Source organism: Oceanitalea stevensii (genome assembly GCF_014837105.1).
GTDB classification, from domain to species: domain Bacteria; phylum Actinomycetota; class Actinomycetes; order Actinomycetales; family Actinomycetaceae; genus Oceanitalea; species Oceanitalea stevensii.
Genome location: NZ_JACSPO010000004.1, coordinates 116,406 through 141,440 on the forward strand (window position 1 = coordinate 116,406; position 25,035 = coordinate 141,440).

25 protein-coding genes and 1 tRNA gene are annotated in these 25,035 nt (G+C 73.4%); 19 read left to right on the forward strand and 7 right to left on the reverse strand.

Annotated elements, in window-relative coordinates:
- Window positions 1-14 precede the first annotated feature (14 nt).
- From H9624_RS09485 to H9624_RS09525, 9 genes are all read left to right on the forward strand, one after another.
- Window positions 15-566 (forward strand): hypothetical protein, encoded by a 552-nt coding sequence (locus H9624_RS09485; RefSeq protein ID WP_251839648.1) that lies wholly within the window; start codon window positions 15-17, stop codon window positions 564-566.
- Window positions 563-1,219: a MazG family protein gene (locus tag H9624_RS09490; protein ID WP_251839649.1), complete on the forward strand. Its 657-nt coding sequence runs from the start codon at window positions 563-565 to the stop codon at window positions 1,217-1,219. Before H9624_RS09485 ends, H9624_RS09490 begins: the two co-directional genes overlap by 4 nt.
- A gap of 78 nt (window positions 1,220-1,297) precedes the next feature.
- Window positions 1,298-2,572 carry a phosphopyruvate hydratase gene (gene eno / locus H9624_RS09495; RefSeq protein WP_251839650.1) on the forward strand — a complete coding sequence of 425 codons (1,275 nt, stop codon included), beginning with the start codon at window positions 1,298-1,300 and terminating at the stop codon, window positions 2,570-2,572.
- A 129-nt stretch (window positions 2,573-2,701) separates the two neighbouring features.
- A complete protein-coding gene (locus H9624_RS09500) occupies window positions 2,702-3,340 on the forward strand; it encodes an FtsB family cell division protein (protein WP_251839651.1) in 639 nt (212 codons plus the stop codon).
- Between the two features lie 40 nt (window positions 3,341-3,380).
- Window positions 3,381-3,908 (forward strand): DUF501 domain-containing protein, encoded by a 528-nt coding sequence (locus H9624_RS09505; RefSeq protein WP_251839652.1) that lies wholly within the window; start codon window positions 3,381-3,383, stop codon window positions 3,906-3,908.
- Window positions 3,905-4,837 (forward strand): Ppx/GppA phosphatase family protein, encoded by a 933-nt coding sequence (locus H9624_RS09510; RefSeq protein ID WP_251839653.1) that lies wholly within the window; start codon window positions 3,905-3,907, stop codon window positions 4,835-4,837. The genes H9624_RS09505 and H9624_RS09510 overlap by 4 nt, the downstream gene beginning before the upstream one ends.
- 36 nt (window positions 4,838-4,873) lie before the next feature.
- Entirely contained in the window at window positions 4,874-5,668 is a 795-nt protein-coding gene (locus tag H9624_RS09515) for a uracil-DNA glycosylase (RefSeq protein ID WP_251839654.1), read from the forward strand.
- 31 nt (window positions 5,669-5,699) lie between these two features.
- Window positions 5,700-5,776: transfer RNA gene (locus tag H9624_RS09520), tRNA-Leu, on the forward strand.
- 311 nt (window positions 5,777-6,087) lie between these two features.
- Window positions 6,088-7,488, forward strand: a complete 1,401-nt coding sequence (locus tag H9624_RS09525; protein ID WP_251839655.1) for an NAD(P)/FAD-dependent oxidoreductase — start codon at window positions 6,088-6,090, stop codon at window positions 7,486-7,488.
- Window positions 7,489-7,643: 155 nt separating this feature from the next.
- On the opposite strand, the gene H9624_RS09530 is transcribed toward H9624_RS09525, so the two are convergent.
- Complete coding sequence (locus H9624_RS09530; protein ID WP_251839656.1) at window positions 7,644-8,504, reverse strand: ABC transporter permease subunit; 861 nt, start codon at window positions 8,502-8,504, stop codon at window positions 7,644-7,646.
- The gene (locus tag H9624_RS09535) at window positions 8,501-9,451 is read right to left on the reverse strand and encodes an ABC transporter ATP-binding protein (RefSeq protein ID WP_251839657.1); all 951 of its coding nucleotides are present in this window, start codon (window positions 9,449-9,451) and stop codon (window positions 8,501-8,503) included. Before H9624_RS09535 ends, H9624_RS09530 begins: the two co-directional genes overlap by 4 nt.
- 252 nt (window positions 9,452-9,703) lie before the next feature.
- Between H9624_RS09535 and H9624_RS09540 the strand changes: the two genes are divergently transcribed.
- A complete protein-coding gene (locus tag H9624_RS09540; RefSeq protein WP_251839658.1) occupies window positions 9,704-10,588 on the forward strand; it encodes a Bax inhibitor-1/YccA family protein in 885 nt (294 codons plus the stop codon).
- Between the two features lie 87 nt (window positions 10,589-10,675).
- Window positions 10,676-11,647 (forward strand): acetylxylan esterase, encoded by a 972-nt coding sequence (locus H9624_RS09545; protein WP_251839659.1) that lies wholly within the window; start codon window positions 10,676-10,678, stop codon window positions 11,645-11,647.
- Between the two features lie 51 nt (window positions 11,648-11,698).
- On the opposite strand, the gene H9624_RS09550 is transcribed toward H9624_RS09545, so the two are convergent.
- On the reverse strand, window positions 11,699-14,788 hold the full coding sequence (locus H9624_RS09550) for an efflux RND transporter permease subunit (protein WP_251839660.1): 3,090 nt from the start codon (window positions 14,786-14,788) through the stop codon (window positions 11,699-11,701).
- Window positions 14,789-14,865: 77 nt separating this feature from the next.
- On the opposite strand from H9624_RS09550, the gene H9624_RS09555 reads away from it, so the two are divergent.
- Both H9624_RS09555 and H9624_RS09560 read left to right on the forward strand, forming a co-directional pair.
- On the forward strand, window positions 14,866-15,378 hold the full coding sequence (locus H9624_RS09555; RefSeq protein ID WP_251839661.1) for a MarR family winged helix-turn-helix transcriptional regulator: 513 nt from the start codon (window positions 14,866-14,868) through the stop codon (window positions 15,376-15,378).
- 9 nt (window positions 15,379-15,387) lie between these two features.
- Window positions 15,388-15,792: an FKBP-type peptidyl-prolyl cis-trans isomerase gene (locus H9624_RS09560; protein ID WP_251839662.1), complete on the forward strand. Its 405-nt coding sequence runs from the start codon at window positions 15,388-15,390 to the stop codon at window positions 15,790-15,792.
- A gap of 126 nt (window positions 15,793-15,918) precedes the next feature.
- Here the strand turns inward: H9624_RS09560 and msrA are convergent, their stop codons facing one another.
- Window positions 15,919-16,608: a peptide-methionine (S)-S-oxide reductase MsrA gene (gene msrA, locus H9624_RS09565; RefSeq protein ID WP_251839663.1), complete on the reverse strand. Its 690-nt coding sequence runs from the start codon at window positions 16,606-16,608 to the stop codon at window positions 15,919-15,921.
- A gap of 151 nt (window positions 16,609-16,759) precedes the next feature.
- On the opposite strand from msrA, the gene H9624_RS09570 reads away from it, so the two are divergent.
- Both H9624_RS09570 and ilvA read left to right on the forward strand, forming a co-directional pair.
- A complete protein-coding gene (locus H9624_RS09570) occupies window positions 16,760-18,118 on the forward strand; it encodes an AI-2E family transporter (protein ID WP_251839664.1) in 1,359 nt (452 codons plus the stop codon).
- Window positions 18,115-19,332: a threonine ammonia-lyase gene (gene ilvA / locus H9624_RS09575; RefSeq protein WP_251839665.1), complete on the forward strand. Its 1,218-nt coding sequence runs from the start codon at window positions 18,115-18,117 to the stop codon at window positions 19,330-19,332. The genes H9624_RS09570 and ilvA overlap by 4 nt, the downstream gene beginning before the upstream one ends.
- A gap of 73 nt (window positions 19,333-19,405) precedes the next feature.
- Here ilvA and greA read toward each other — a convergent pair whose 3' ends face one another.
- Together greA and H9624_RS09585 are read right to left on the reverse strand one after the other, a co-directional pair.
- Window positions 19,406-19,891 (reverse strand): transcription elongation factor GreA, encoded by a 486-nt coding sequence (gene greA / locus H9624_RS09580; protein ID WP_251839666.1) that lies wholly within the window; start codon window positions 19,889-19,891, stop codon window positions 19,406-19,408.
- A 174-nt stretch (window positions 19,892-20,065) separates the two neighbouring features.
- Window positions 20,066-20,482 carry a DUF4307 domain-containing protein gene (locus tag H9624_RS09585; RefSeq protein WP_251839667.1) on the reverse strand — a complete coding sequence of 139 codons (417 nt, stop codon included), beginning with the start codon at window positions 20,480-20,482 and terminating at the stop codon, window positions 20,066-20,068.
- Between the two features lie 94 nt (window positions 20,483-20,576).
- Here H9624_RS09585 and mca point away from each other — a divergent pair, with 94 nt between their 5' ends.
- The gene (gene mca, locus H9624_RS09590; protein WP_251839668.1) at window positions 20,577-21,449 is read left to right on the forward strand and encodes a mycothiol conjugate amidase Mca; all 873 of its coding nucleotides are present in this window, start codon (window positions 20,577-20,579) and stop codon (window positions 21,447-21,449) included.
- Entirely contained in the window at window positions 21,446-21,700 is a 255-nt protein-coding gene (locus H9624_RS09595) for a hypothetical protein (RefSeq protein WP_251839669.1), read from the forward strand. Before mca ends, H9624_RS09595 begins: the two co-directional genes overlap by 4 nt.
- A 1-nt stretch (window position 21,701) precedes the next feature.
- On the opposite strand, the gene trhA is transcribed toward H9624_RS09595, so the two are convergent.
- A complete protein-coding gene (gene trhA, locus H9624_RS09600; protein WP_251839670.1) occupies window positions 21,702-22,409 on the reverse strand; it encodes a PAQR family membrane homeostasis protein TrhA in 708 nt (235 codons plus the stop codon).
- Window positions 22,410-22,557: 148 nt separating this feature from the next.
- On the opposite strand from trhA, the gene H9624_RS09605 reads away from it, so the two are divergent.
- A complete protein-coding gene (locus tag H9624_RS09605) occupies window positions 22,558-23,319 on the forward strand; it encodes an isoprenyl transferase (protein ID WP_251839671.1) in 762 nt (253 codons plus the stop codon).
- 319 nt (window positions 23,320-23,638) lie between these two features.
- On the forward strand, window positions 23,639-25,015 hold the full coding sequence (gene phoH2, locus H9624_RS09610; RefSeq protein ID WP_251839672.1) for an RNA 5'-3' helicase PhoH2: 1,377 nt from the start codon (window positions 23,639-23,641) through the stop codon (window positions 25,013-25,015).
- Window positions 25,016-25,035: the final 20 nt, after the last annotated feature.

Here is a 25,035-nt window from a genome sequence, read left to right on the forward strand (position 1 = left end):
AGGGAGGTAACACGGTGACATCGACGAGGCTGAGCCGCGGCATCGCCGCAGCCACCCTGCTGACCGCACTCGCGCTCGGAGGCTGCTCCGCGCACCCCGGCGCCGCCGCGGTCGTGGACGGGGAGCGCATCACCGAGGCCGAGCTCGCCCGCGCGGTCTCCGACTTCGCCGCCGTCACCGGCCAGCAGGTCGACTCGGTCGCCATGCTCGGCACCCTCGTCGTGGCTCCCGTCCTCATCGAGGTCGGCGCCGAGCACGGGGTGGGCGCCTCCGAGGACGAGGCCGTGGCCCTCCTCGACCAGCAGGCCGAGGTCTCCGGGCTCACCGCCCCCGAGGACGGCTACGGCAGCGGCGTCATCGACGTCGCCCGCATGACCCTCGTCAACCAGCGCCTCGCCGCGGCACCAGAGGGTGCGGCCGCCACGCAGGCGATCACCGAGCGCATCAGCGAGGCCGAGGTCGAGGTCAGCCCGCGCTACGGCGAGTTCGACCCGAGCGGCCAGATCGTCCCGCAGGCCCTGCCCTGGATCGCCACGACCACCCCGCCGGCCACCCCGCTCGGGTGACCGCCCGCGGGGACGCCATGGCCGCCGTCGTCGCGGCCATGGACCGGCTGCGCTCACCCGGCGGCTGCCCCTGGGACGCCGAGCAGACCCACCGCTCGCTCGCGCCGTACGCCGTCGAGGAGGCCTTCGAGCTCGCCGAGGCGGCCGAGTCCGACGACCGTGACGCCCTGCGCGGCGAGCTCGGTGACCTCCTCCTCCAGGTCCTCTTCCACGCCCGCGTCGCGGAGGAGCACCCGAGCGACCCCTTCGACCTCGACGACGTCGCCCAGGTCCTGCTCGACAAGCTCGTCCGCCGTCACCCGCACGTCTTCGCCGAGGCCGACGTCCGCTCGGCGGCCGACGTCGAGGCCGCCTGGCACGAGATCAAGAAGCGCGAGCGCACGGGGGAGGACGTCCTCGCCGGCATCCCGCTCGCCCTGCCCGCCCTCGCCCGCGCGCAGAAGGTGACCCGCCGCCTGCGCCGCGAGGGGACGGCCGACGACGCGCTGCTCTGCGGCGACTCCACCCCCGCCGTCGTCGACGAGGAGGCCGCGCTGGGACGCGAGCTCATGGGCCTGGTCCTGCGCGCCGAGGACGCCGGCGTCGACGCCGAGGCCGCCCTGCGCGCCCACCTGCGCACGCTCCAGGACGCCCGCGGGCAGGGTCCCAGCTGACGGAGGTCCCGGTCGCGCACGCGGCAGCGGGACTATCGTGGACCCGACAAGTCAGACGTCGACATGAAGGAGACATCCGTGGCCAGCATCGAGGCCGTAGGAGCACGCGAGATCCTCGACTCGCGTGGAAACCCCACCGTGGAGGTCGAGGTCGCACTGGACGACGGTACGATCGCCCGCGCCGGAGTGCCCTCGGGCGCCTCGACCGGCGCCTTCGAGGCCGTCGAGCGCCGTGACGGCGACAAGGGCCGCTACCTCGGCAAGGGCGTCCAGGACGCCGTGAACGCCGTCGTCGACGACATCGCCCCCGAGGTCCTCGGCCTCGAGGCGAGCGAGCAGCGCCTCATCGACCAGACCCTCATCGAGCTCGACGGCACCGCCAACAAGGGCAAGCTCGGCGCCAACGCCATCCTCGGCGTCTCCCTCGCCGTCGCCAGCGCCGCCGCCCAGAGCGCCGGCCTTCCCCTCTTCCGCTACGTCGGCGGCCCCAACGCGCACGTGCTGCCCGTCCCGATGATGAACATCCTCAACGGCGGCTCCCACGCGGACTCCAACGTCGACATTCAGGAGTTCATGGTCGCCCCGATCGGCGCCGCCACCTTCAAGGAGGCGCTGCGCTGGGGTGCGGAGACCTACCACTCCCTCAAGTCGGTCCTCAAGAGCCGTGGCCTGGCCACCGGCCTGGGTGACGAGGGTGGCTTCGCCCCCAACCTCGAGAGCAACCGCGCCGCCCTCGACCTCATCCTCGAGGCCATCGAGAAGGCCGGCTTCACCCCGGGCGAGGACATCGCCCTGGCCCTGGACGTCGCCGCCACCGAGTTCTTCAAGGACGGCGCCTACCAGTTCGAGGGCACGGCCACGACGCCCGAGCAGATGGTCGCCTACTACACCCAGCTGGTCGCCGACTACCCCCTCGTGTCCATCGAGGACCCGTTGAGCGAGGACGAGTGGGGCACCTGGTCCGAGCTCGTCGCCTCCATCGGCGCCCGCACCCAGATCGTCGGCGACGACCTGTTCGTCACCAACCCCGAGCGTCTGGCCAAGGGCATCGAGCTCCGCTCGGCCAACTCCCTGCTGGTCAAGCTCAACCAGATCGGCACGCTGACCGAGACCCTGGACGCCGTCTCCCTCGCCCAGCGCAACGGCTTCACCGCGATGGTCTCCCACCGCTCCGGCGAGACCGAGGACACGACGATCGCGGACCTGTCCGTGGCCGTGAACGCCGGCCAGATCAAGACCGGCGCGCCCGCCCGCGGCGAGCGCATCAACAAGTACAACCAGCTCCTGCGCATCGAGGAGGAGCTCGACGAGGCCGGCGTCTACGCCGGTCGCTCCGCCTTCCCGCGCGCCTGAGCACCAGCGCACACCGGCCGGGCCCGGGCCCCCGCGGGGGCGGGGCCGGTCCGCGTCTGCGGGGCGTGGCGTCCGACTCACGTGCCCGGGCTACCGGGCGCCGGGCCGAGCGTGAGAGACGATGGAGGCATGACAGCGCGCCGCCCCACCGGCCGTCGCGGTACCGGTGGCGCCGCGCGGCCCTCCTCCGTGCGGCCCTCGAGCGTGCGCCGTGGCGGGCCCGCGGACCCCGCCCGCCCTGCCGCGCCGAGCCGCCCCACCGGCCCCAGCCGGCCCACCGGGGCAACCCGGCCCTCCCCGGCCGCCCCGGCCGCGCGCGCCGCACGGCAGGACCCGGGCGAGGAGGCGACCAGCCCCACCATCACCCTGCGCGGCCTGGGGCTCTTCGTCGTCATCCTCGTCGCCTTCATCGTCCTGGCGCCCACCCTGCGGCACGCGGTGGAGCAGCAGGAGCAGCTGCGCCAGCTGAACGCGGACATCGTCGCCACCGAGAAGCGCAACTCCGCCCTCGAGCTCGAGCTCGAGCAGTGGCAGGACGAGACCTTCGTCCAGGCGCAGGCCCGCGACCGGCTCGGCTACGTCATGCCCGGTGAGCAGACCTTCCGCGTCGTGGACCCCGAGACCGTCCTCGGGGAGGACGCCGAGGCCGAGCCCGAGCAGTCCGGCGTGCCCGGGATGGCCGACGCCCCCTGGTACCTGGCGCTGTGGGAGTCGGTCTCGATGGCCGGCCAGGCTGTTCCGGGGGAGAAGCCGGCGCCGGCGGGCTGAGGGTTTCGTCGCCCGCGGGTCCGTGGGTGACAATCTCCCGGTGACCGACGCGCACCCCGTCTCCCCGACCGTGACGCCCGAGGACCTCGAGGTCCTGGCCGAGCAGCTCGGCCGGCTGCCCCGCGGCGTCGTCGACATCGCCGCCCGGTGCGTGTGCGGACGCCCGCTCGTCGTGCGCACCGCGCCGCGCCTGGACGACGGCACCCCCTTCCCCACGACGTTCTACCTCACGGCCCCCGGCGCCGTGCGCGCCGTAAGCACCCTCGAGGCGGAGGGCGTCATGCGCGAGATGACCGAGCGCCTGGCGCAGGACGAGGAGCTCGCCGCCGCGTACACCGCGGCCCACGAGGACTACCTCGCGCGCCGCGCCGAGCTCGGGGAGGTGCCCGAGATCGCCGGCATCTCCGCCGGCGGCATGCCCACCCGGGTCAAGTGCCTCCACGTCCTCGTCGGCCACGCCCTCGCCGCCGGCCCCGGCGTCAACCCGCTGGGGGACGAGGCGCTGGAGCTCATCCGCCCGCGCTGGCGCGCCGACCGGTGCACCTGCGGCGAGGGGAGCGAGCGATGACCCGCGTCGCCGCCATCGACTGCGGGACCAACTCGATCCGTCTCCTCATCGCCGACGTCTCCCGCCGCGGCCCGCTCGTCGAGGTCGCCCGCCAGATGGAGGTCGTGCGGCTCGGGCAGGGTGTGGACCGCACCGGCATGCTCGACCCCGCCGCGCTCTCGCGCACCCTCACCGCGGTGCGCCGCTACGCCGAGATCTGTGCCGAGCACCGGGTCGAGGCCACCCGGTTCGTCGCGACCTCCGCCACCCGCGACGCCGGCAACCGCCACACCTTCGTCGACGGCGTCCGCACGCTCCTCGGGGTGGAGCCGGAGGTCGTCAGCGGCCAGGAGGAGGCCGCGCTGTCCTTCGCCGGCGCCGCGAGCGTCATCGGCGCCGAGCAGGCGCGCCCGCTCCTCGTCGTCGACATCGGCGGTGGCTCCACCGAGCTCGTCATCGGGGACGACGTGCCCCGCGCCGGCGTCTCCCTCGACATGGGCAGCGTCCGGCTCACCGAGCGGCACCTGCGCGCCGACCCGCCCACCGGCAAGCAGGTGAAGGCCGCCCGCCAGGACGTCCGTGACGCGCTCGCCGAGGCGGCCGCCGAGGTGCCGCTCGCCGAGGTGCGCACCGTCGTCGGCGTCGCCGGCTCGGTCACCACCGTCACCGCCCACGCCCTCGGCCTGCCGGAGTACGACCGCGACCGCGTCGACGGCGCGGAGCTGCCGACCCCCGCGGTGCTGGCGTCCTGCGAGGCGCTGCTCCACGCCACCCGGGAGGAGCGGGCGGCGATGGGCTTCATGCACCCCGGGCGGGTCGACGTCATCGGCGCCGGCGCCCTCATCTGGGGCGAGGTCGTCAGCGCCGTCCAGCGCGCCACCGGCGACCTGCCGACGGTCCGCACGAGCGAGCACGACATCCTCGACGGGATCGCGCTCAGCCTGCGCTGACCTGCCCGGCGAGGGCGGATCGTCCATGATGGCGGGATGAGTCATGTCCCGCCGGGAAGCGGCTGGCCGGGTGACCGCGCCACCCCGCAGACCCCGGTGGCCCGCTCCGCGGCAGGCGTGCGCCGCCTCGCCGCGGGCAGCCGGGACCTCCTCACGCTCGACGCCCGCTCCACCGTCTGCCGCGCCTGCCCGCGCCTGGTCGAGTGGCGCGAGCACGTCGCCGACGTCAAGCGCCGCGCGTTCGCCGAGGAGACCTACTGGGGCCGGCCCGCGGCCGGCTTCGGTGACCCGGCCGCCCACCTGCTCGTCGTCGGCCTCGCGCCCGCCGCGCACGGCGCCAACCGCACCGGCCGGCTCTTCACCGGGGACCGCTCCGGTGACTGGATCTTCGCGGCGCTCCACCGCGCCGGCTATGCCAACCAGGCGACGTCCGTCGCCGCGGACGACGGCCTGGAGCTCACCGGCGCCCGCATCGTCCCGGCCGTGCGCTGCGCCCCGCCCGACAACAAGCCCACCCCCGACGAGCGGGCCGCCTGCGCCGGCTGGCTGCACCGGGAGATCACCCTCCTCGAGCCGACGACGACGGCGGTGCTCGCCCTGGGTGGGATCGCCTGGCAGGCCACCCTCTCGGCCCTCGTCGCGCTCGGCTGGCAGGTCCCGCGGCCGCGGCCGGCCTTCGGGCACGGCGCCGAGGCGGACGTGACCTCCCCGGGCGGGCGGACCGTGAGGCTCGTCGGGTCCTACCACGTGTCCCAGCAGAACACCTTCACGGGCCGGCTCACCGAGGCCATGCTCGACGACGTCCTGGCACGCTGCCGGGCGACGGGCTGACGCCGGGGCCCGCCTAGGATGTTCGGGCGTCGCCCCCATAGCCCAATCGGCAGAGGCAGCCGACTTAAAATCGGCTCAGTGCGGGTTCGAGTCCCGCTGGGGGCACCAACGTCCGGACACAGTCGTCCTTTGGTCCACGCGCAGCCGTCCTCGCGGCGGATGCTGCGCCGCGCGCATCGGCGCAGACTTGACTCACCAGCTCGGGCGGGCGGCCCGAGGAATGGAGATCACCATGGACGTGTCCGCGGTACTCGAGAGTACGCGGCAGGAGGAGCGGGACGGCACGGACAACGGCGTCCGTCCCACCACCTCCCTGCGTGAGGACTCGGTCGAGGAGTTCCTGTAGCCGGGAGCGTGAGATGCGGGACAATACCGGCCCGCACCGCGCGAACCGGACATCGCCGACCTACGATCGAATCATGACTGCCTCGACCGGAACGGCCCCTGCCAGCACGCCGCGCCCGCGCCGCACCAAGCGCATCCTCATCCTCGGTGGCGGGTACATCGGCCTCTACACCGCCCTCGGTCTGCGAAAGCGGATGAGCCGCGAGGAGGTCGAGATCGCGATCGTCGACCCGCGCTCCTACATGACCTACCAGCCCTTCCTGCCGGAGGCCGCCGCCGGCTCCCTCGAGCCCCGCCACGTCGTCGCGCCCCTGCGCCGCGAGCTGCGCGGCTGCACGCTCGTCACCGGCGCCGTCACGGAGATCCGCCACGGCGAGCGCCGCGTCGTCGTCCAGCCGGTCGAGGAGGGCGAGCCCTACGAGCTGTCCTACGACGAGCTCGTCATCGGCCTCGGCGCCGTGGCCCGCACGCTGCCGATCCCCGGCCTCGCCGACTTCGCCATCGGCTTCAAGCAGGTCGAGGAGGCCACCGCGCTGCGCAACCAGGTGCTCGGCAAGATGGACGTCGCCGCGTCCACCTGGGACCCGGAGATGCGTCGCCGCAAGCTGACCTTCGTCTTCGTCGGCGGCGGCTTCGCCGGCGTCGAGGCGCTCGGTGAGATCGAGGACATGGCCCGCGCCGCGGCCAAGAACTTCGACGGCATCCGCCGCGAGGACATGCGCTTCGTCCTCGTCGAGGGCGCCGGCCGCATCCTGCCCGAGGTCGGCGAGGAGCTCGGCGGCTACGCGCTGGAGCAGCTGCGGGCCCGCGGCATCGAGATCCACCTCAACACCTTCCTCGAGTCCTGCGTCGACGGGGACGTCAAGCTGTCCACCGGCGAGGAGTTCCAGGCGGACACCGTCGTGTGGACCGCCGGCGTCAAGGCCAACCCCGTCCTCGGCAGCTCCGACCTCCCGCTCGACGAGCGCGGCCGCGTCCGCGCGCTGCCGACCCTCCAGGTGGTCGACGACGACGGCGTGGTCGAGGGCGCGTGGGTCGCGGGCGACTGCGCCGCGGTCCCCGACCTCACGGGCGAGCACGGCGCGACGACCGGCCCCACCGCCCAGCACGCCGTGCGCCAGGCCAAGCACCTCGCGCAGAACCTCGTGCGGGCCCTGCGCGGTGAGCCGCTGGAGGACTACAAGCACAAGAACATCGGGACCGTCGCGTCCCTCGGCCTGGGCAAGGGCGTCGCGAACGTCGGCGGGCTCAAGCTCCGCGGCCCGATCGCCTGGTTCATGCACCGCAGCTACCACATGTGGGCGATGCCGACCTTCAACCGCAAGGTGCGCATCGTCCTCGACTGGACCACCGCGCTCTTCTTCCGGCGTGAGCTCGTCGCCCTGGGCTCCCTGCAGAGCCCGCGCGCGTCCTTCGTCGCGGCGGCGACCAACAACCAGAAGAAGCAGCCCTCGCCGTCCGCGGCCAAGGAGTGACCCTCCTCGGACCCCGCTGCTGAAACGGAACTGCGCGCCTGATAGATCAGGCGCGCAGTTCCGTTTCTGCAGCGAGGACGGCCGTGGTGGTCGGCCGGACGGCCGAGGTGGCCGGCCGGACGGCCGAGGTGGTCGGCCGGCCGGGCCGGCGGGGGTCAGGCGTCGCGGCGGCGCAGGAGCACGGCGGCGGCGAGCAGGGCCACGGCGACGTAGGCGAGGAAGACGCCGTAGCCGACCCACGGGTCGAGCAGCTCGGGCATGCCCGGCATCCCCGTCATGGCCTCGTCGGGGCCGCCGGCGGTGATGATCCGGTCGCCCGCCGTCGTCGGCAGGTAGGGGTAGATGTCGCGGAGCCAGTCCAGGCCGTTCATCGCGAGCTGGAGGACGGTGGGCAGGATGAGCAGGATCCCGACGACGACGGCGATCGCGCCGGCCGAGTGGCGCACGAGCGTGCCGATCGCCAGGCCGAAGAGGCCGACGGCGGCGAGGTAGAGCCCGGTGCCCCAGAACATCCGCAGGGTGTCGGGGTCGCCGAGGTCGGCCGCGCCACCGGCGTCGGCGAGCATCGGCATCGTGAGCACGTAGGCGAGGGCGATGCCGACGACGCCGACGACGAAGGACACGGCCGCGACGAGGACGGCCTTGGCCGCGAGCACCGGGAGCCGGGTGGGCACCGCGGTGAGCGAGGAGCGGATCATCCCGGTGGAGTACTCGCCGGTGACGACGAGCACCCCGAGGACCGCGATGACGAGCTGGGCCATCCCGTAGGCCGTGCCCAGCACGGTGAGCCCGTCCAGCCCGACCTCGTCGGGGGCGAAGGAGCCCTCGGACGCCACCGCACCGGCCGCGAAGGCCATGAGGAGCGCGAGCATGAGCATCGCGAGCAGCGTCAGCGCGATCGTCCAGTACGTCGAGCGCAGCGACCAGAGCTTGATCCACTCCGAGCGCAGGACACGGCCCAGGCCCACCGGCCGGACGGGGACGGTGGGGGCGGGGGCGGACGTGGGGGCGCTCATCGGGCTGCTCCTTCGGTGCGGGCGGAGGCACCGGTGCCGTGCTGCGGCTCGGAGCGGTACTCCACCTCGTCCTGGGTGAGGGTCATGTACGCGTCCTCGAGGGAGGCACGGACGGGCGTCAGCTCGTGGAGGGGGATCCCGGACGCGGCGGCGAGGTCACCGATCTCCTCGGCGGTCCGGCCGGTGACCTCCATGAGGCCCGGCTCGGCCGGACGCAGCGTGGCGCCGGCCCGGGTGAGGAGGTCGCCGAGCTCGCCGGCGCGCGGCGAGCGGACCCGGACGGTGACGCCGCGGGTGGCGTCGATGATCTCCTGCACCGGCCCGGCGGCGATGATGCGTCCGCGCCCGATGACGAGCAGCTGGTCGGCGGTCTGGGCCATCTCGCTCATGAGGTGGGAGGAGAGGAAGACCGTGCGCCCCTCGGCCGCGAGCTGGCGCACCATCGTGCGCACCCACTTGACGCCCTCGGGGTCCAGGCCGTTGACGGGCTCGTCGAGGATGAGGGTGCGCGGGTCCCCGAGCATGGCGGCGGCGATGCCCAGCCGCTGGCCCATGCCGAGGGAGAAGCCGCCCACGCGCTTGCGGGCGACCGCCTGCAGGCCGGTCATCTCGATGACCTCGTGCACCCGGGCCGTCGGGATGCCGTGCGTGGCGGCGAGGGCGCGCAGGTGCTGGTAGGCCGAGCGGCCGGTGTGGACGGCCTTGGCGTCCAGCAGCACCCCGACCTCGCGCAGCGGGGTGCGGTGCTGGGCGTACGGGCGGCCGTTGACGGTGACCGTGCCCGAGGTGGGGCGGTCCAGTCCGACGACCATGCGCATCGTCGTCGACTTCCCGGCCCCGTTCGGGCCGAGGAAGCCGGTGACGGTGCCCGGTCGCACGGTGAAGCTCACCCGGTCGACGGCGGTCTTGTCCCCGTACCGTTTGGTGAGCTCGTGGGCTTCGATCATGCGTACCTCCTTGTCCGGCCTCCACCGTAGAGGGCAGCGGGGGTGCGCCGCGACGACCCGAAGGGGGAGATCTCTGCACGGCGCCCTCCCGCTCGCGGGGGAGCAGCGCCTCCGCCACGCGCACGAGCAGGGAACACGCCAGGGCCGGCGCACGTTGTGCAGGTGCGGGCCGCCTGAGGACACCCCCATAGGATGGGCCGCTGACACACCATGGCGTCGGCACGTGCCCGCGCTGCGACCAGGAGGCACTGAGTGAGCAATCCAGTCTTCGAGAACAGCCCGTACTTCGGCGAGCGCCGGCAGCAGCGGGCGACGACCCCGAACGGCTACCCCGCGCACCCCGGCTACTCGCCGCAGGGCGGGACCACCTACCAGCAGCCGCCGATCGCTGACCCCTACCAGGCGCAGCAGCTCGAGCGGGCCTACCAGCAGCCGGCCGCCGGCCCCGCCCAGACGGGCCGGATGACCTACGACGACGTCATCATCAAGACCGGCGGGCTCCTCGCGCTCGTCGTCGCGATGGGTGCGCTCAACTGGTTCGTCCTCGGCGCCAACCCGCTCGCCACCTACGGCGGCCTCGCGATCGGTCTCGTGCTCGGCCTGGTCAACGCCTTCAAGCGGGAGCCGAGCCCGGCGCTCATCGCCGTGTACGCCGCGGCCGAGGGGCTCTTCCTCGGTGGCATCTCGATGGTCTTCGAGACCATCTACCCGGGCATCGTCCTCCAGGCCGTCCTCGCGACCGGCGCCACCTTCGTCGCCACCCTCCTGCTCTTCTCGAGCGGTGCGGTTCGCGTGACCCCGAAGCTCACCCGCTTCGTCCTCATCGCACTCGTCGGCTACGCGCTGTTCTCGCTGGTCAACCTCGGCATCATGCTCTTCGGCTCCGGTGACTCCGCCTTCGGTCTGCGCTCGAGCGTCGAGGTCATGGGGATCCCGCTCGGCGTCATCGTCGGCGTCTTCGCCGTCGGCCTGGCCGCCGTCTGCCTCATCATGGACTTCGACGCGATCAAGCGCGGTGTCGAGAACGGCGTGCCGGCGCGCTTCGCGTGGTCGGCCGCCTTCGGTCTCATCGTCACGCTCGTGTGGCTCTACCTCGAGTTCCTCCGTCTCCTCGCCATCCTCCGCGGCGGCGACTGACCCAGCCCGTCCGCGCTCCGAGAGCCGGATCCCTCCCGAGGGGTCCGGCTCTCGGCGTTCCCGGGGGCTGGCGCTAGGCTTCCGGCCGTGCCCCTCTTCGACATCGACGCCGCCGAGCTGCCCCACTACCGTCCGGAGGTCGCGGAGCCGGCCGACTTCGACGCCTTCTGGGCCCGGACACTGGCCGAGACCCGCGCCCACGACCTCGCCGTCGAGGCGGTGCCCGTGGACGCCCACCTCAGCGTCATCGAGGCCTACGACCTCACCTTCTCCGGCTTCGGCGGCCACCGCGTCAAGGGCTGGTACCTGCGGCCCGCCGGGCGCGCGGACGAGCAGCTGCCCGCCGTCGTCGAGTACATCGGCTACGGCGGCGGACGCGGCTTCGCCCACTCCCGCCTCACCTGGGCCGCCGCCGGCTACGCCTACGTCGTCATGGACACCCGTGGGCAGGGCACCGCCCCCACGAACGGCTTCGGGGCAACCCCGGACCCGGCCGGCGCGGGCGTGGCGGCCCCGGGCACGCTCACCCGCGGGATCGAGGACCCCCACGACCACTACTACCGCCGCGTCTACACCGACGGCGTGCGCGCCGTCGAGGCCGTGCGCGAGCTGCCGGGCGTGGACCCCGCACGGGTCGCCGTCACCGGCGTGAGCCAGGGCGGGGCGATCACCACCGCCGTCGCCGGGCTCGTCGACGTCGCCGCCGCGATGCCGGACGTGCCGTGGCTGTCCCACATCCGCCGCGGCGTCGAGCTCGCGCCCGCCGGCCCCTTCGCGGAGGTGCGCACCTACCTCTCCGCGCACCGGCACCGCGTCGAGGACGCCTTCCGCACGCTGTCCTACGTCGACGGCGTCAACCACGCCCGGCGTGCCCAGGCGCCCGCGCTGTACTCCGTCGCCCTCATGGACCCGGTCTGCCCGCCGTCCACCGTCTACGCCGCAGCCAACGCATGGGGCGGGGAGGTCGACATCGAGGTCTACCCCTTCAACGAGCACGAGGGCGGCACGGAGTTCCAGCGCGAGCGCCAGCTGGGCTGGCTCGCCGAGCGGCTGGGCTGAGAACGGCGAGAGCCGGGCCCACGGGGTGCCCGGCTCTCGTCGTCCCGTTGGTCAGCCGGTCGCTGCCTCGACGAGGTCGGGCTGCTTCTCGGCCCGCTTGGCCCGCTGCTTCTCCAGGCGGCGCTCGACGAGGAGGTAGAGCACCGGCACGAGCAGCAGGGTGAGCAGCGTCGAGGTGATGAGACCACCGATGACGACGAGCGCGAGCGGCTGGGAGATGAAGGCGCTCCCGCCCGTCACACCGATCGCCATCGGCGTGAGCGCGGCGATGGTGGCCGCGGCCGTCATGAGGATGGGCGCCAGCCTGTGGCGGCCACCCTCGACGATGCCCTGCTCCAGCGGCATGCCCTGCTTGCGGTACTGGTTGATGAGGTCGATGAGGACGATCGCGTTGGTGACGACGACGCCGACGAGCATGAGGGCACCGATGAGGCCCGGCACGTCGAGCGGGCTCCCGGTGACGACGAGCATCCCGACGGCGCCGGTGGCCGCGAAGGGCACCGACACGAGGAGGATTAGCGGCTGCACGAGGGAGTTGAAGGTCGCAACCATGACGAGGTAGACGATGGCGATCGACAGCGCCAGGGCCAGGCCGAGGTTGGCGAAGGCCTCCTCCTGCTCGGCGCTGACGCCGGCCACCTCGGCGGCCACGCCGTCGGGCAGCTCGAGGGAGTCGACGGCGGCCTGGAGCTCGCTCGTCACGCTGCCGAGGTCCGAGGCGGTGGACGTCGCGCTGATGGTCGCGCTGCGCAGCCCGTCGGCGCGGGTGATGGAGACCGGCTGCTCGACCTCGCGGACCTCGGCCACCTCGGAGAGGGGGACCGGGCCGAGCGGGGTGGCGAGCGGCAGCGCGGCGAGCTCCTCGCGGGTGCTCGGCGTCTCGCCGACGTCCATGACGACGTCGTTGCGCCCGTACTCGGTGTTGATCGAGGCGACCGTCGTGCCCTGGAGGGCGGTGGAGACGGTCTGCCCGATCTGCGCCTCGCTCAGCCCGAGTGCGGCGGCGGCCTCGCGGTCCACCTCGACGAGCAGCGTCGGCAGCTCGGCGGCGAGGTTGGAGGCGACGTCGGTCGTCCCCTCGATGCCCTCGACGGCCTCGAGGACGTCCGCGGCGGCGGACTCGACGTCCTCGCCGTCGGCGCCGCTCACGACGACCTCGAGGCTGCCGGAGAAGCCGGCCATGCCCGTGGCGACGGTGAGCTCGCCCGCGGTGTCGAGCTCCTCGAGGCGCGAGCGCAGCTCGTCCTCGGCGGCGACGGCGTCGGCCTCGAGGTCGAGGGTGATGGAGAAGGTCGTCTCCCCGCCGGCCCCGAAGAAGGCCATGGCGGAGTCACCGGACCCACCGGTCACCTGGTAGGTGTCGACGGTGTCGAGGCCGGCGACGACCTCCTCGACCTCCTGCGCGGCGGCGTCGGCGGCCTCGAGCGAAGTGCCCGCCGGCAGCGCCTGCGTGACGGTCAGGGTGTTCTGGCCGGTGTCGCCGATGAACTCGGTCTCGAGCTGGGTGGCCAGGCCCACCGTGCCGCCGAGGACGGCGACCGCGACGAGCACCGCGACCCACGGCCGGGCGAGGGCCGCGCGCAGGGTCCCGACGTAGGTGCGCTGGAGGGCGCCGGAGCGCTCCTTCTCCTCGGCGGCCGCCCGCACGGCGTCGTGGTCCTCCCCGGGCCTGGGGCCGCGGACGAACCAGTACGCGAGCACCGGGACGATCGTCAGCGCGACGAAGAGCGAGGCGAGCAGCGCCAGGGCCGCGGTGAAGGCGAAGGGCCGGAACAGCTCACCGACCATGCCGCCGACGAGACCGATCGGGACGAACACGGCGGCGGTCGCGATCGTCGCCGAGGTGATGGCCCCGGCGACCTCCCGCACGGCGTCGAGGATGGCCTCCCGGCGCGGCTTGCCGTAGGACAGGTGCCGGTTGATGTTCTCGATGACGACGATGGAGTCGTCGACGACGCGCCCGACCGACACCGTGAGGGCGGCGAGCGTGAAGAGGTTGAGCGTGTAGCCGACCGTCCGCAGGCCGATGAGGGCGACGATGAGCGACAGCGGGATGGACAGGGCGGTCACGCCGGTGGGCCGCCACTTGCGCAGGAAGAGCAGGATGACGACGACGGCGAAGACGAGCCCGAGGAGCCCCTCGGTGGCGAGGTCCTTGATCGAGTCCTGGATGAAGGGCGCCTGGTCGAAGACGACGGTGATCTCGGTGCCCTCGCCGAGGGCCGCCTCGAACTCGGGCAGGAGGTCCTGGACCTCCTGGGAGACGTCGACGGTGTTGCCGTCGGGGGTCTTGGTGACGGCCAGGCCGAAGCTCGGGTCGCCGTCGGTGCGGTTGAAGGAGGTGGCCTCGGCGCGCTCGGCGCTCACCTCGGCGACGTCGCCGACGAGGACGGGACCGGCCTCGGTGGGGACGGGCAGCGCCGCGACGTCCTCGGCCGAGGTGAGGCGGGCGCCGGTCTCCACGGACAGGGTCCGGTCGTCCTCGGTGATCGTGCCGCCCGGCACGACGGCGCCGTTGGCGCGCAGCGCGTCGGCGATCGCGGTCGGGTCGACCCCGGCCTCCGCGAGGGCGGCGAGGTCGACGTCGATGCGGACGAAGCGGTCCTGGACGCCGCTGAGCTGGACGTCGCGCACACCCTCGAGGCGCTCGAGCTCGGGGACGACGACGGTGCGCAGCACCTCGGCGGCCTGCTCCTGGTCCCCGCTCGTCGCGGCGGCGAGCTGGATGACCGGGAGGTCGTCGATCCCGCCGCTGATGACCTGGGTGTCGGCCGACTCCGGGAGGACCGGCTCGAGCCGCGTGATCGCCGCCTGGAACTCCTGCTGGGCGTTGGTGACGTCGGTGCCGTAGGCGAGCTCGAGGAGGACGACGGAGGAGCCGGCGCTCGACGTCGACGTCGTGCCCTCCAGCCCGGCGACGACGCCCGCGGCCTGCTCGACGACGTCACTCACCTGCTGCTCGACGACCTCCGGCGAGGCGCCCGGGTAGGTCGTGACCGCGCCGACGACCGGCAGGTCCAGGGGCGGGATGAGCTCCTGCTTGAGCGTCGTCGTCGCCCACAGCCCGCCGAGGACGGCGAGCACCGTGGCGAGGGCGACGAGGGCGCGGTTGGCAAGGCTGAACCGGGCGAGTGACGACACGAGGTCTCCGTCTGACGGCGTGGAGTAAAGTAGTGGGCAAGCCTAATTGTTAGGTAAACCCTAAGTAAGGTAACACGGTGGACGAGCAACGCCCGAGTGAGCATCATCGCCTCATCGACGAGGTGCGGGCGACCGGTGAGATGGTCGCCAAGTTCTTCGTCCACGAGCAGCTGGGCCCGATCGTGGGCTCGACGCTCACCATGCAGCAGCTCAGGCTCGTCGCCCTCCTCGCGAGCCACGGGTCGCTGGGCGGACACGAGCTCGCCCGGCACCTCGACGTCTCGATGCCCACGGTCTCCGGCATCGTCGACCGGCTCGTCGAGCGGGGCATGGTCGAGCGCCGCGAGGACCCCACCGACCGGCGCGTGCGGCTCACGGCGCTGAGCCCCGCGGGGCAGGCCTTCGTCGCCGAGCACGACGCCGCCGGGTGGCGGGTGGGCATGGAGATCCTCGAGACCCTCGACCCGGAGGACCTGCGGGCACTCGCGCGCGGCCTGGGGGCCATGTGGGCGGCCGTCGAGGCCAAGGTGGCCCGCGAGGGCGGCTGCCTGCCGGACGACTGCGCGGGCGGGCCGCGGCTCGCCCCGTAGGCTGGTGGGATGAGCGCAAACCTTCCCATCGCGTCCGGATCCTTCGGCGACGAGCCGACCCTCACCTTCCCGGGCACCCCGGCGCCCGACGGCCTGCAGGTGGCCGTCCTCGAGGCCGGCGACGGCGCGGCCGTCGAGCCGGGCGACACCATCGTCGTCAACTACCACGGTCAGGTCTGGGACGGCGGCGTCTTCGACAGCTCCTACACCCGGGGCTCGACCATCTCCTTCCCCATCGGGATGGGCATGGTCATCGGCGGCTGGGACGACGGCCTCGTCGGCAAGGCGATCGGCTCGCGCGTCCTGCTGTCCATCCCGCCGGAGCACGGCTACGGCTCGCGCGGCGTCCCGCAGGCGGGCATCGGGGGCGAGGACACCCTCGTGTTCGTCGTCGACATCGTCGGCGTCGAGTAAGCCGCACCCCACCCCTTCACGACTGTGCGCCCGCCGGGTGCACCATGCGCCCCGTCGACCGGGAGCATGGTGGCCCGACGGGCGCACAGTCGTGTGTGGGTGTGGTGTGGCGGCCGGGGGACCGGCTCAGGCCGGGGGCAGGACATCCTGCTGGGAGGGGACCTGGTCCTGGCGCAGCAGGCCCACGGGGCAGCTGAAGCCGTTGGGGCCGTGGTTGCAGTACCCGCCCGGGTTCTTGTGCAGGTACTGCTGGTGGTAGTCCTCGGCGTAGTAGAAGGTGCCCGCGGGCGCGAGCTCGGTGGCGACCGGGCCGTGGCCGGCGTCGGCCAGCACGCGCCCGAAGGCCTTGGCGGTCAGCTCGGCAGCCCGCTGCTGCTCCGGCGTCGTCCAGTAGATCGCCGAGCGGTACTGCGTGCCGACGTCGTTGCCCTGACGGTTCGGCGTCGTCGGGTCGTGGTTCTCCCAGAAGGTCTTGAGCAGGCGCTCGGGGTCGGTGCGTGCCGGGTCGTAGGCGACGAGCACGCCCTCGGTGTGCCCGGTGCGGCCCGTGCACACCTCCTCGTAGGTCGGGTTGGGCGTGAAGCCGCCCAGGTACCCGGCCGCCGTCGTCACGACGCCGTCGAGCTTCCAGAAGATCCGCTCGGCGCCCCAGAAACAGCCCATCGCGACGTAGAGCACCTCGGTGCCCTCGGGCCAGGGGCCGCGCAGCGGCGTGCCGAGGACCTCGTGACGCTCGGGCACGGTGAAGCCCGGGACCTGGCGCCCGGGGAGCGCCTCCTCGGCGGTGACCATGCGGGGCTCGGGACGGAAGAACATGTGACCTCCAGCAGTAGAGACGCCGACTGCCGCGGGGGGACGGCAGCCGGCGCCTAATGAGAACACCACGGCGACCTGGGTATTCCCTGGGAGGCCGAACCCCGTCCTCTAGGCTGTGCTCGGTTCGTCCACCACGTCGATTGCGGGGTCCATGTCCGAGAACGCGCCGCCCGGGTGGCTCTCCCGGCTGATCCCCGCCCGCCGCAGCGACTCCCTCGAGGAGCCGCCGGTGGTCGCGCGCGTGGTCCACGAGTCACGCCTCGGTGAGGACGACTCCGCCGAGCTCGCCGTCCCGCTCCCGGTCCGCGCGGCAGCCGCCTGGTCCTGGCGGGTGCTCGCCATCGCCGCGGCGGCGGCCCTGGTCGGCTACCTCGTCATCGTGTTCAAGACGGTCGTCGTGGCCTTTGTCGTCGCGATCCTCCTCGCCGTGCTCCTCGACCCGGTCTCGGCGTGGCTGCGCAAGCGGCTACGGCTCCCGCGCACGCTCGCGGCGACGGTCACGCTGCTCGGCACCCTCGCCATCGTCGTCGGCCTGCTGACGATGGCCGGCCGCTCGGTGGTCGCCGGCTTCACCGACCTCGCCGACCAGGCCTCCCAGGGCTTCAGCGAGCTGGTCACCTGGCTCTCCGACGGCCCGCTGGGCATCGGCGAGGCCCAGGTGCAGGCGTGGCTGGACGAGGCCTTCGGGCAGCTGGAGGCCAACTCCGGCGTCCTCGTGTCCGGGGCGCTCGCGGCGACGACCTCGGCGACGCAGATCGTCACCGGCGGCGTCATCTCGCTCTTCTGCCTCTTCTTCTTCCTGCGGGAGGGGCGGCGCATCTGGCAGTGGTTCGTGCGGCTCGCGCCCGCGCGCTCCCGCAGCCGGATCAACGAGGCCGGCATCCGGGGCTGGATCACCCTCGGTGGCTACGCCCGCACGCAGATCCTCGTCGCCCTCGCCGACTCCATCGGCATCGGCCTCGGCGCCGCGATCCTCGGTCTGCCCCTCGTCCTGCCGCTGACGATCCTCGTCTTCCTCGGCTCGTTCATCCCGATCGTCGGTGCCCTCGTCACCGGCTCCGTCGCGGTGCTCGTCGCGCTCGTCGACCAGGACGTCCAGACCGCGGTCATCATGCTCGTCATCGTCCTGCTCGTGCAGCAGATCGAGGGCAACGTCCTGCAGCCCTGGCTCATGGGCAACGCCGTCTCGCTCCACCCGGTGGCCGTGCTGCTCGCCGTCACCGCCGGCACGAGCGTGGCCGGCATCCTCGGCGCGCTGCTCGCCGTGCCGATCGCCGCCGTCGTCAACACCGTGGTCCTCTACCTCCACGGCCACGACAAGCATCCGCGAGCCGCCACGGACTGGCACCGTCCGGGCGGGCCACCGGGCACGCTCTTCCGCTCGATCGCCGACTCCTACGCTGCGACCGAGGGCGACGAGGACGACGACGACGCCGCCGCCACCGCCTCCGTCACCGTCGGGGAGCCGGAGGACGACGACGAGCGCGCGGGAGGGTCGCCGTCGACGTGAGCGAGATCAGCCTCGCCGACGTCGAGGAGGCCGCCGCGCTGCTCAGCGGCGTCACCAGCCGCACCCCGGTGGAGAGGAGCGGGGCGCTCAGCGGTGTCGCCGGCACGCCGGTGCTCCTCAAGTGCGAGAACCTCCAGCGCACCGGGTCCTTCAAGCTGCGCGGCGCCTACCTGCGCCTGTCCCGGCTCAGCGCCGAGGAGCGGGCGCGCGGCGTCGTCGCCGCCAGCGCCGGGAACCACGCGCAGGGCGTCGCCCTCGCCGCGCGGGAGCTCGGGATCTCGGCCGTCGTCTACATGCCCGTCGGCGCCGCCCTGCCCAAGCTCGCGGCCACCCGCGGCTACGGCGCCGAGGTGCGCCAGGAGGGCGCGGACATCACCGGTGCGCTGGTGGCCGCGCAACGGGAGGCGGCGGCGAGCGGACGGGTCTTCATCCCGCCCTTCGACCACCGCGACGTCGTCGTGGGCCAGGCGACGATCGGCCTGGAGATCCTCGACCAGGTGCCGGACGTCCGCACGATCCTCGTGCCCACCGGCGGAGGGGGACTCCTCGCCGGGATCGCCGCGGCCGTCCACGCGCGCGGCGCGGACGTGAGGGTCGTGGGCGTCCAGGCGGCCGGGGCGGCGGCCTTCCCGGCCTCGCTCGCCGCCGGGCGACCGGTGCCCCTCGAGCGGATGAGCACGATCGCCGACGGCATCGCCGTCCCGCTCCCCAGCGAGCTGACGCTCGGGATCGTGCGCCGCCACGTCGCGGAGGTCCGCACGGTGAGCGAGGAGGCGATCTCGCGGGCGCTGCTCGTCCTCAGCGAGCGGGCCAAGCTCGTCGTCGAGCCGTCCGGCGCGGTGGGGGCGGCCGCACTCCTCGACGGGGCCGCGGGCCTCGAGGGGCCCGTCGTCGTCGTCCTGTCCGGGGGCAACGTCGACACCCTCGTGCTCCACCGCATCCTGCGGCACGGCCTCGTCGCCGCGGGCCGCTACCTCCAGATGGAGGTCCGCGTCCCCGACCAGCCGGGGTCCCTCGCGGGGCTGCTCGGTGTCCTCGCCGCCACGGGCAGCAACGTCGTGAGCATCCGGCACGACCGCACGGCCGCCGACCTCGGCGTGGCCGAGGTGCGGATCGGCGTCGAGGTGGAGACGAAGGGCACCGAACACTGCCACGAGGTCGTCACGGCCCTGCGCGACGCCGGCTACGGCGTCCGCTTCCAGTCCGTCGAGTAGAGCGCAGGAGCGGGGGGGGGGGGGGGGGGGGGCCCCCCCCCCCCCCCCCCCCCCCCTCCCGGGTGTCGCTCGGTCAGCCCGTGAAGGGCTTGACCTTGACGATCTCGACGGCGATCTCCTTGCCGTTCGGCGCCGTGTACGTCACCGAGTCGCCGGCCTTCTTGCCGACGATCGCGGCGCCGAGCGGCGACCGCTCGGAGAGCACCTCGACGTCGACGTCCTGGGCGGCCTCACGGGAGCCGAGGAGGAAGACCTCCTGCTCACCGGCGACCTTGGCCGTGACGACCATGCCGGACTCGACGACGCCGTCGTCGGCCGGGGCCTCCCCGACCTGCGCGTTGCGCAGCAGCTCGGTGAGCTGGACGATCCGGCCCTCCATCTTGCCCTGCTCCTCGCGGGCGGCGTGGTACCCGCCGTTCTCCTTGAGGTCACCCTCGGCGCGAGCCGCCTCGATACGCTCGGTGATCTCGGCGCGGCCGGGCCCCGTCAGGTGCTCGAGCTCTGCCTTGAGGCGGTTGTACGCCTCGGCGGTCAGCCAGGTGGTCGCTGTCTCGGCCACGTCTCCTCCTCCATCCAACACAAAAAATCAGGAGCCCCGGCCACTGGTCGGGCCGAGGCTTTGGGTGCACACGCTCGCCGCGACGGGCGACGCAGCGCTGCTCACCGCGCGGGGCGATGGCGCCAGGATAGCAAATCCCGTCAGGCGGACACCGGACGCGCCGGTTCTCGCGCCTCAGGAGCCCGTCTCGCGGCACCCGGACACCCGGGCGCCCGTCGCCGGCTCGGTCGTGGCGACGCGCGCGGTGACGAGGGTGGTCCGCTCCTGCGCCGGGCCCACCGGCACGCGGGCCACCCCCACCTGCGCGAAGGACCCGTTGAGCGCCAGCACCGTGCACTCCGCCGTCGTGCCGGGATCCATGTGGGCCACGAAGGTGACCTCGACGGCGGAGTCGTCGACGACGGTGAAGGCGGCGTCCTCGGTGCGCACCGCCTCGTCGGTCGAGACGACGGCGAGGACGACGAACGCCACGACGGCGAGGACGGCGAGGACGGCCAGGACGAGACGACGACGGCGCCGGGTCGCGGCGTCGGGCGCTGCTCCGTAACGCTCCTCGAGGGCGGCGCGCTGCTCGTCGTCAGGGGTGCTCACGCGCCCATTGTCGTCCATGGCGCACGTCACGTGCGTTGCCCCCAGGTGCCGCGACGGGCGAGAATCGGTGCCGGTCCAGATCAGGAGGAACACAGTGAGCGAGCAGTTGCGCCTCATGGCGGTGCACGCACACCCCGACGACGAGTCGAGCAAGGGTGCCGCAACGATGGCGCGGTACGTGGCCGAGGGCCACCGCGTCCGGGTGGTGACGTGCACCGGCGGCGAGCGGGGCGACATCCTCAACCCCAAGCTGGCCCACGACGAGTCGATCCTCGCCGACATGCCGGCCTACCGCCGTCGGGAGATGGCGGCGGCAGCCGAGGCGCTGGGGATCGAGCACACGTGGCTCGGCTTCGTCGACTCCGGGCTGCCCGAGGGCGACCCGCTCCCGCCGCTGCCCGAGGGCTGCTTCGCCGTGGAGCCGCTCGAGGTGCCGGTCGAGGCGCTCGTGCGGGAGATCCGCACCTTCCGCCCGCACGTGATGACGACGTACAACGAGGAGGGGGGCTACCCCCACCCCGACCACATCCGCACCCACGAGATCTCCGTGGCGGCCTTCCACGCGGCCGCAGACCCGGAGCAGTTCCCCGACGCGGGACCGGCGTGGGAGGTGTCCAAGCTCTACTACGACGTCGGCTTCTCCCTCGACCGGATCCAGGCGATCTCCGAGGCCATGCACGCGCGCGGGCTCGTCTCGCCCTTCGAGGACTGGCTCGAGCGGGCGGCGACCCGCCCCCAGCGCACCGTCACCACGCGCGTGCGCTGCGAGGACTACTTCGACCGCCGCGACGAGGCGCTGCGGGCCCACGCCACGCAGATCGACCCCGACGGATTCTTCTTCGAGGTGCCCCGGGACGTCGAGCGGGAGGTGTGGCCGGTGGAGCAGTTCGAGCTCGCCGAGTCCCGCGTGCCGGTGGAGATCCCCGAGGACGACCTCTTCGCGGGGCTGCGTAGGCTGAGCGCGTGACCCCCACCCTCCTCGCGCCGGTCCTCCTCGTGCTGAGCGCGCAGACCCCGACGCCGCCCGCGCCGGACCCGGACATGACGATCTACACCGTGACGCCCGGCATCGCCGGCTTCATCGCCTTCTTCGTGCTCGCCTTCGTCGGGTGGCTGCTCTTCCGTTCGCTCACCAAGCACGTGCGCAAGGTCGAGCACGAGGGGCGCCGCCGGACGGAGAGCGAGACCGAGGAGCCGGAGGCCGGCCCCGGCCGCTGAGTCAGGCGACGGCGGCGACGGCGAGCGCGACGGCGGCGTAGTGGCACCAGTAGCCGCCCACCGTGCCGACGTGGAAGATCTCGTGGAAGCCGAACCAGCGCGGGCTGGGGTTGGGCCGCTTCGTGCCGTAGACGACGGCGCCCAGGGTGTAGCAGGCGCCGCCGGCGATGACGAGCCACATGATCGTCGGGCTGCCGGCGCGGGAGAAGTCCGGCAGGAACCACACGGCCACCCACCCGAGGGCGACGTAGACCGGCACGTAGATCCAGCGGGGGGCGCCCAGCCACAGCACCCGCATGAGGATGCCCGCGACGGCGCCGACCCACACGACCGTGAGCAGCACCCGCGCGGTGGAGGCCGGCAGCAGGAGCACCGCCAGCGGGGTGTAGGTGCCGGAGATCAGCAGGAAGATGTTCGAGTGGTCCAGGCGCCGCAGCAGCGCGGCCGCGCGCGGGGACCAGGTGCCGCGGTGGTAGACCGCGCTCGTGCCGAAGAGGAGGACGGCGGAGACGCCGAACACCGCCGTCGAGACCGTGGCCGCGCCGGGCGGCGCGAGGGCGACGAGGACGACGCTCGCGACGAGGGCCAGCGGCGCCGTGCCGGCGTGGACCCAGCCGCGCAGCCGCGGCTTGACGGCCTCCGCGACGGACTCGGCCGCGCCGGCGACCTCGGAGGCCGCGCGACGGGCCGGGGGAGTGTCGGGTGCCAAGACCGGCACCTCCTTCTGCTGGGACGGGAGCGACAACCTACGCTGCCGTAACTTACGCCAGCGTAATGGACGGGACCACCATGGCGTGCCCGCCGTCGGAGTAGCCTGACCCCGTCGTCCCGCCCCGTCGTCAGGAGTGCCCCAGGACATGCGGCCCCACCGCCTGCTGTACGGACTGTACGAGCGCCGTCTCGCCCGCCGGCTCGACCGGTCCGCCACCCCGCGGCACGTCGGGGTCATCCTCGACGGCAACCGCCGCTGGGCCAGGGCGCTGGGCAACCCCGCCTCCCACGGTCACCGCAGGGGCGCGGACAAGATCACCGAGGTGCTCGGCTGGTCGGAGGACGCCGGGGTGCAGATCGTCACCCTGTGGATGCTGTCCACCGACAACCTCCAGCGCGACGCCGACGAGGTCGCCGAGCTGCTCGAGATCATCGCCACCGCCGTCGACACGCTCGCCGACTCCGGCCGGTGGCGGCTGCGCGTCGTCGGGGCCCTGGAGCTGCTCCCGGAGGCCGTCGCCGAGCGGCTGGCCCGCGCCGTCGAGCGCACGGCCCACGTGAGCGGCATGCACGTCAACGTCGCCGTCGGCTACGGCGGGCGCTACGAGATCACCGCGGCCGTGCGCTCCCTGCTCCACTCCTACGCCGGGCAGGGACTCAGCCTGGAGGAGGCGGCCGAGGCGCTGAGCGTCGAGAGCATCGCCGAGCACCTCTACACCAAGGGCCAGCCCGACCCGGACCTCGTCATCCGCACCTCCGGCGAGCAGCGGCTGGGCGGCTTCCTCCTGTGGCAGAGCGTCCACAGCGAGTACTACTTCTGCGAGGCCTACTGGCCCGACTTCCGCCGCGTCGACTTCCTGCGCGGCCTGCGGGACTACACCCAGCGCGAGCGCCGCCTCGGCCGCTGACCCCCCACACCCCCCACACACACACCCGCATATGCGGGATATGTGCAGTCTGTCGCCGATTCCCACTGCATCAATCCCGCATATGCGGGGGTGGGGGTGGGTGAACTCTTTCTGAACTTCGGCCACCCCCGGGAGTGTCGCGGGCCCGCGCCGCGCGTGCGGGCCTAGCGTCAGGTGTGACGGGCAGCACACCCGCCGCCCTCCGGGAGGCCCACCGATGGACGCGACGTTCGCAGGGGCCGCCGGCCCCGCCGGCAGGCCGCTCGCCCTACTCACCGCGCCCGGCACGGCCACTGCCGGTGCGCCGGAGGGAACCGTCATGACCCTGACCCACCCGGACCCGCTCGCCGACCTCGCCCAGGCGCAGCTGTCCGAGACCGCCGTGCGCCTCACCTACGTGCTGGACACCTCGGTCCTGCTCTCCGACCCCCACGCCATCGGGCGCTTCGCCGAGCACGACGTCGTGCTGCCGGTCGTCGTCGTCACCGAGCTCGAGGGTAAGCGCCACCACCCCGAGCTCGGCTACTTCGCCCGCACCGCGCTGCGGCTCCTCGACGACCTGCGCGTACGCCACGGCCGCCTCGACGTCCCCGTCCCCGTCGGCACCGCCGGCGGCACGCTGCGCGTCGAGCTCAACCACTCCGACCCGGACGTGCTGCCCTCGGGCCTGCGCCTGGGCGACAACGACACCCGCATCCTGTCCGTCGCGGCCAACCTCGCCGCGGAGGGGCACGAGGTGGCCGTCGTCTCCAAGGACCTGCCGATGCGGGTCAAGGCCTCCGCGCTCGGCATCCCCGCCCAGGAGTACCGCGCCCAGCAGGTCGTCGCCTCCGGCTGGACGGGGATGACGACGGCGGACCTCACCGACGAGGAGATGGCCACCCTGTGGGGCGAGGAGCAGCTCGAGACGGCGGGCCTCGCCCTGGCGGACCACCTCACCGAGGAGCTGTGCCACACGGGCGTCGTCCTCCACTCCGGGCGCGGCTCGGCCCTGGGCCGGGTGACGCCGGACGGCCGCCTGCGTCTCGTGCGGGGGGACCGGGAGGTCTTCGGGGTCCACGGCCGCAGCGCCGAGCAACGCGTCGCGATCGACCTCCTCACCGACCCGGACATCGGGATCGTCTCCCTCGGCGGCCGCGCCGGCACCGGCAAGTCCGCCCTCGCGCTGTGCGCAGGCCTGGAGGCCGTCCTCGAACGGCGCGAGCACCGCAGGGTCGTCGTCTTCCGCCCGCTCTACGCCGTCGGCGGCCAGGACCTCGGCTACCTGCCCGGCACCGAGGCCGAGAAGATGGGGCCGTGGGCGGAGGCCGTCTTCGACACCCTCGGGGCGCTCGTGGACCGCAACGTCCTGGACGAGGTGCTCGCCCAGGGCATGCTCGAGGTGCTGCCCCTCACCCACATCCGGGGGCGGTCGCTGCACGACGCGTTCGTCGTCGTCGACGAGGCGCAGTCCCTCGAGCGCAACGTCCTCCTCACGGTGCTCTCCCGCATCGGGCAGAACTCCAAGGTGGTCCTCACCCACGACGTCGCCCAGCGCGACAACCTCCGCGTGGGGCGCCACGACGGCGTCGCGGCGGTCGTCGAGATGCTCAAGGGCAACCCGCTCTTCGCACACGTCACGCTGACCCGCTCGGAGCGCTCGGCCATCGCCGCACTCGTCACCGAGGTCCTCGAGGACGGCCCGCCGGTCATCTGACCGTCGCCCCACCCTCCCGG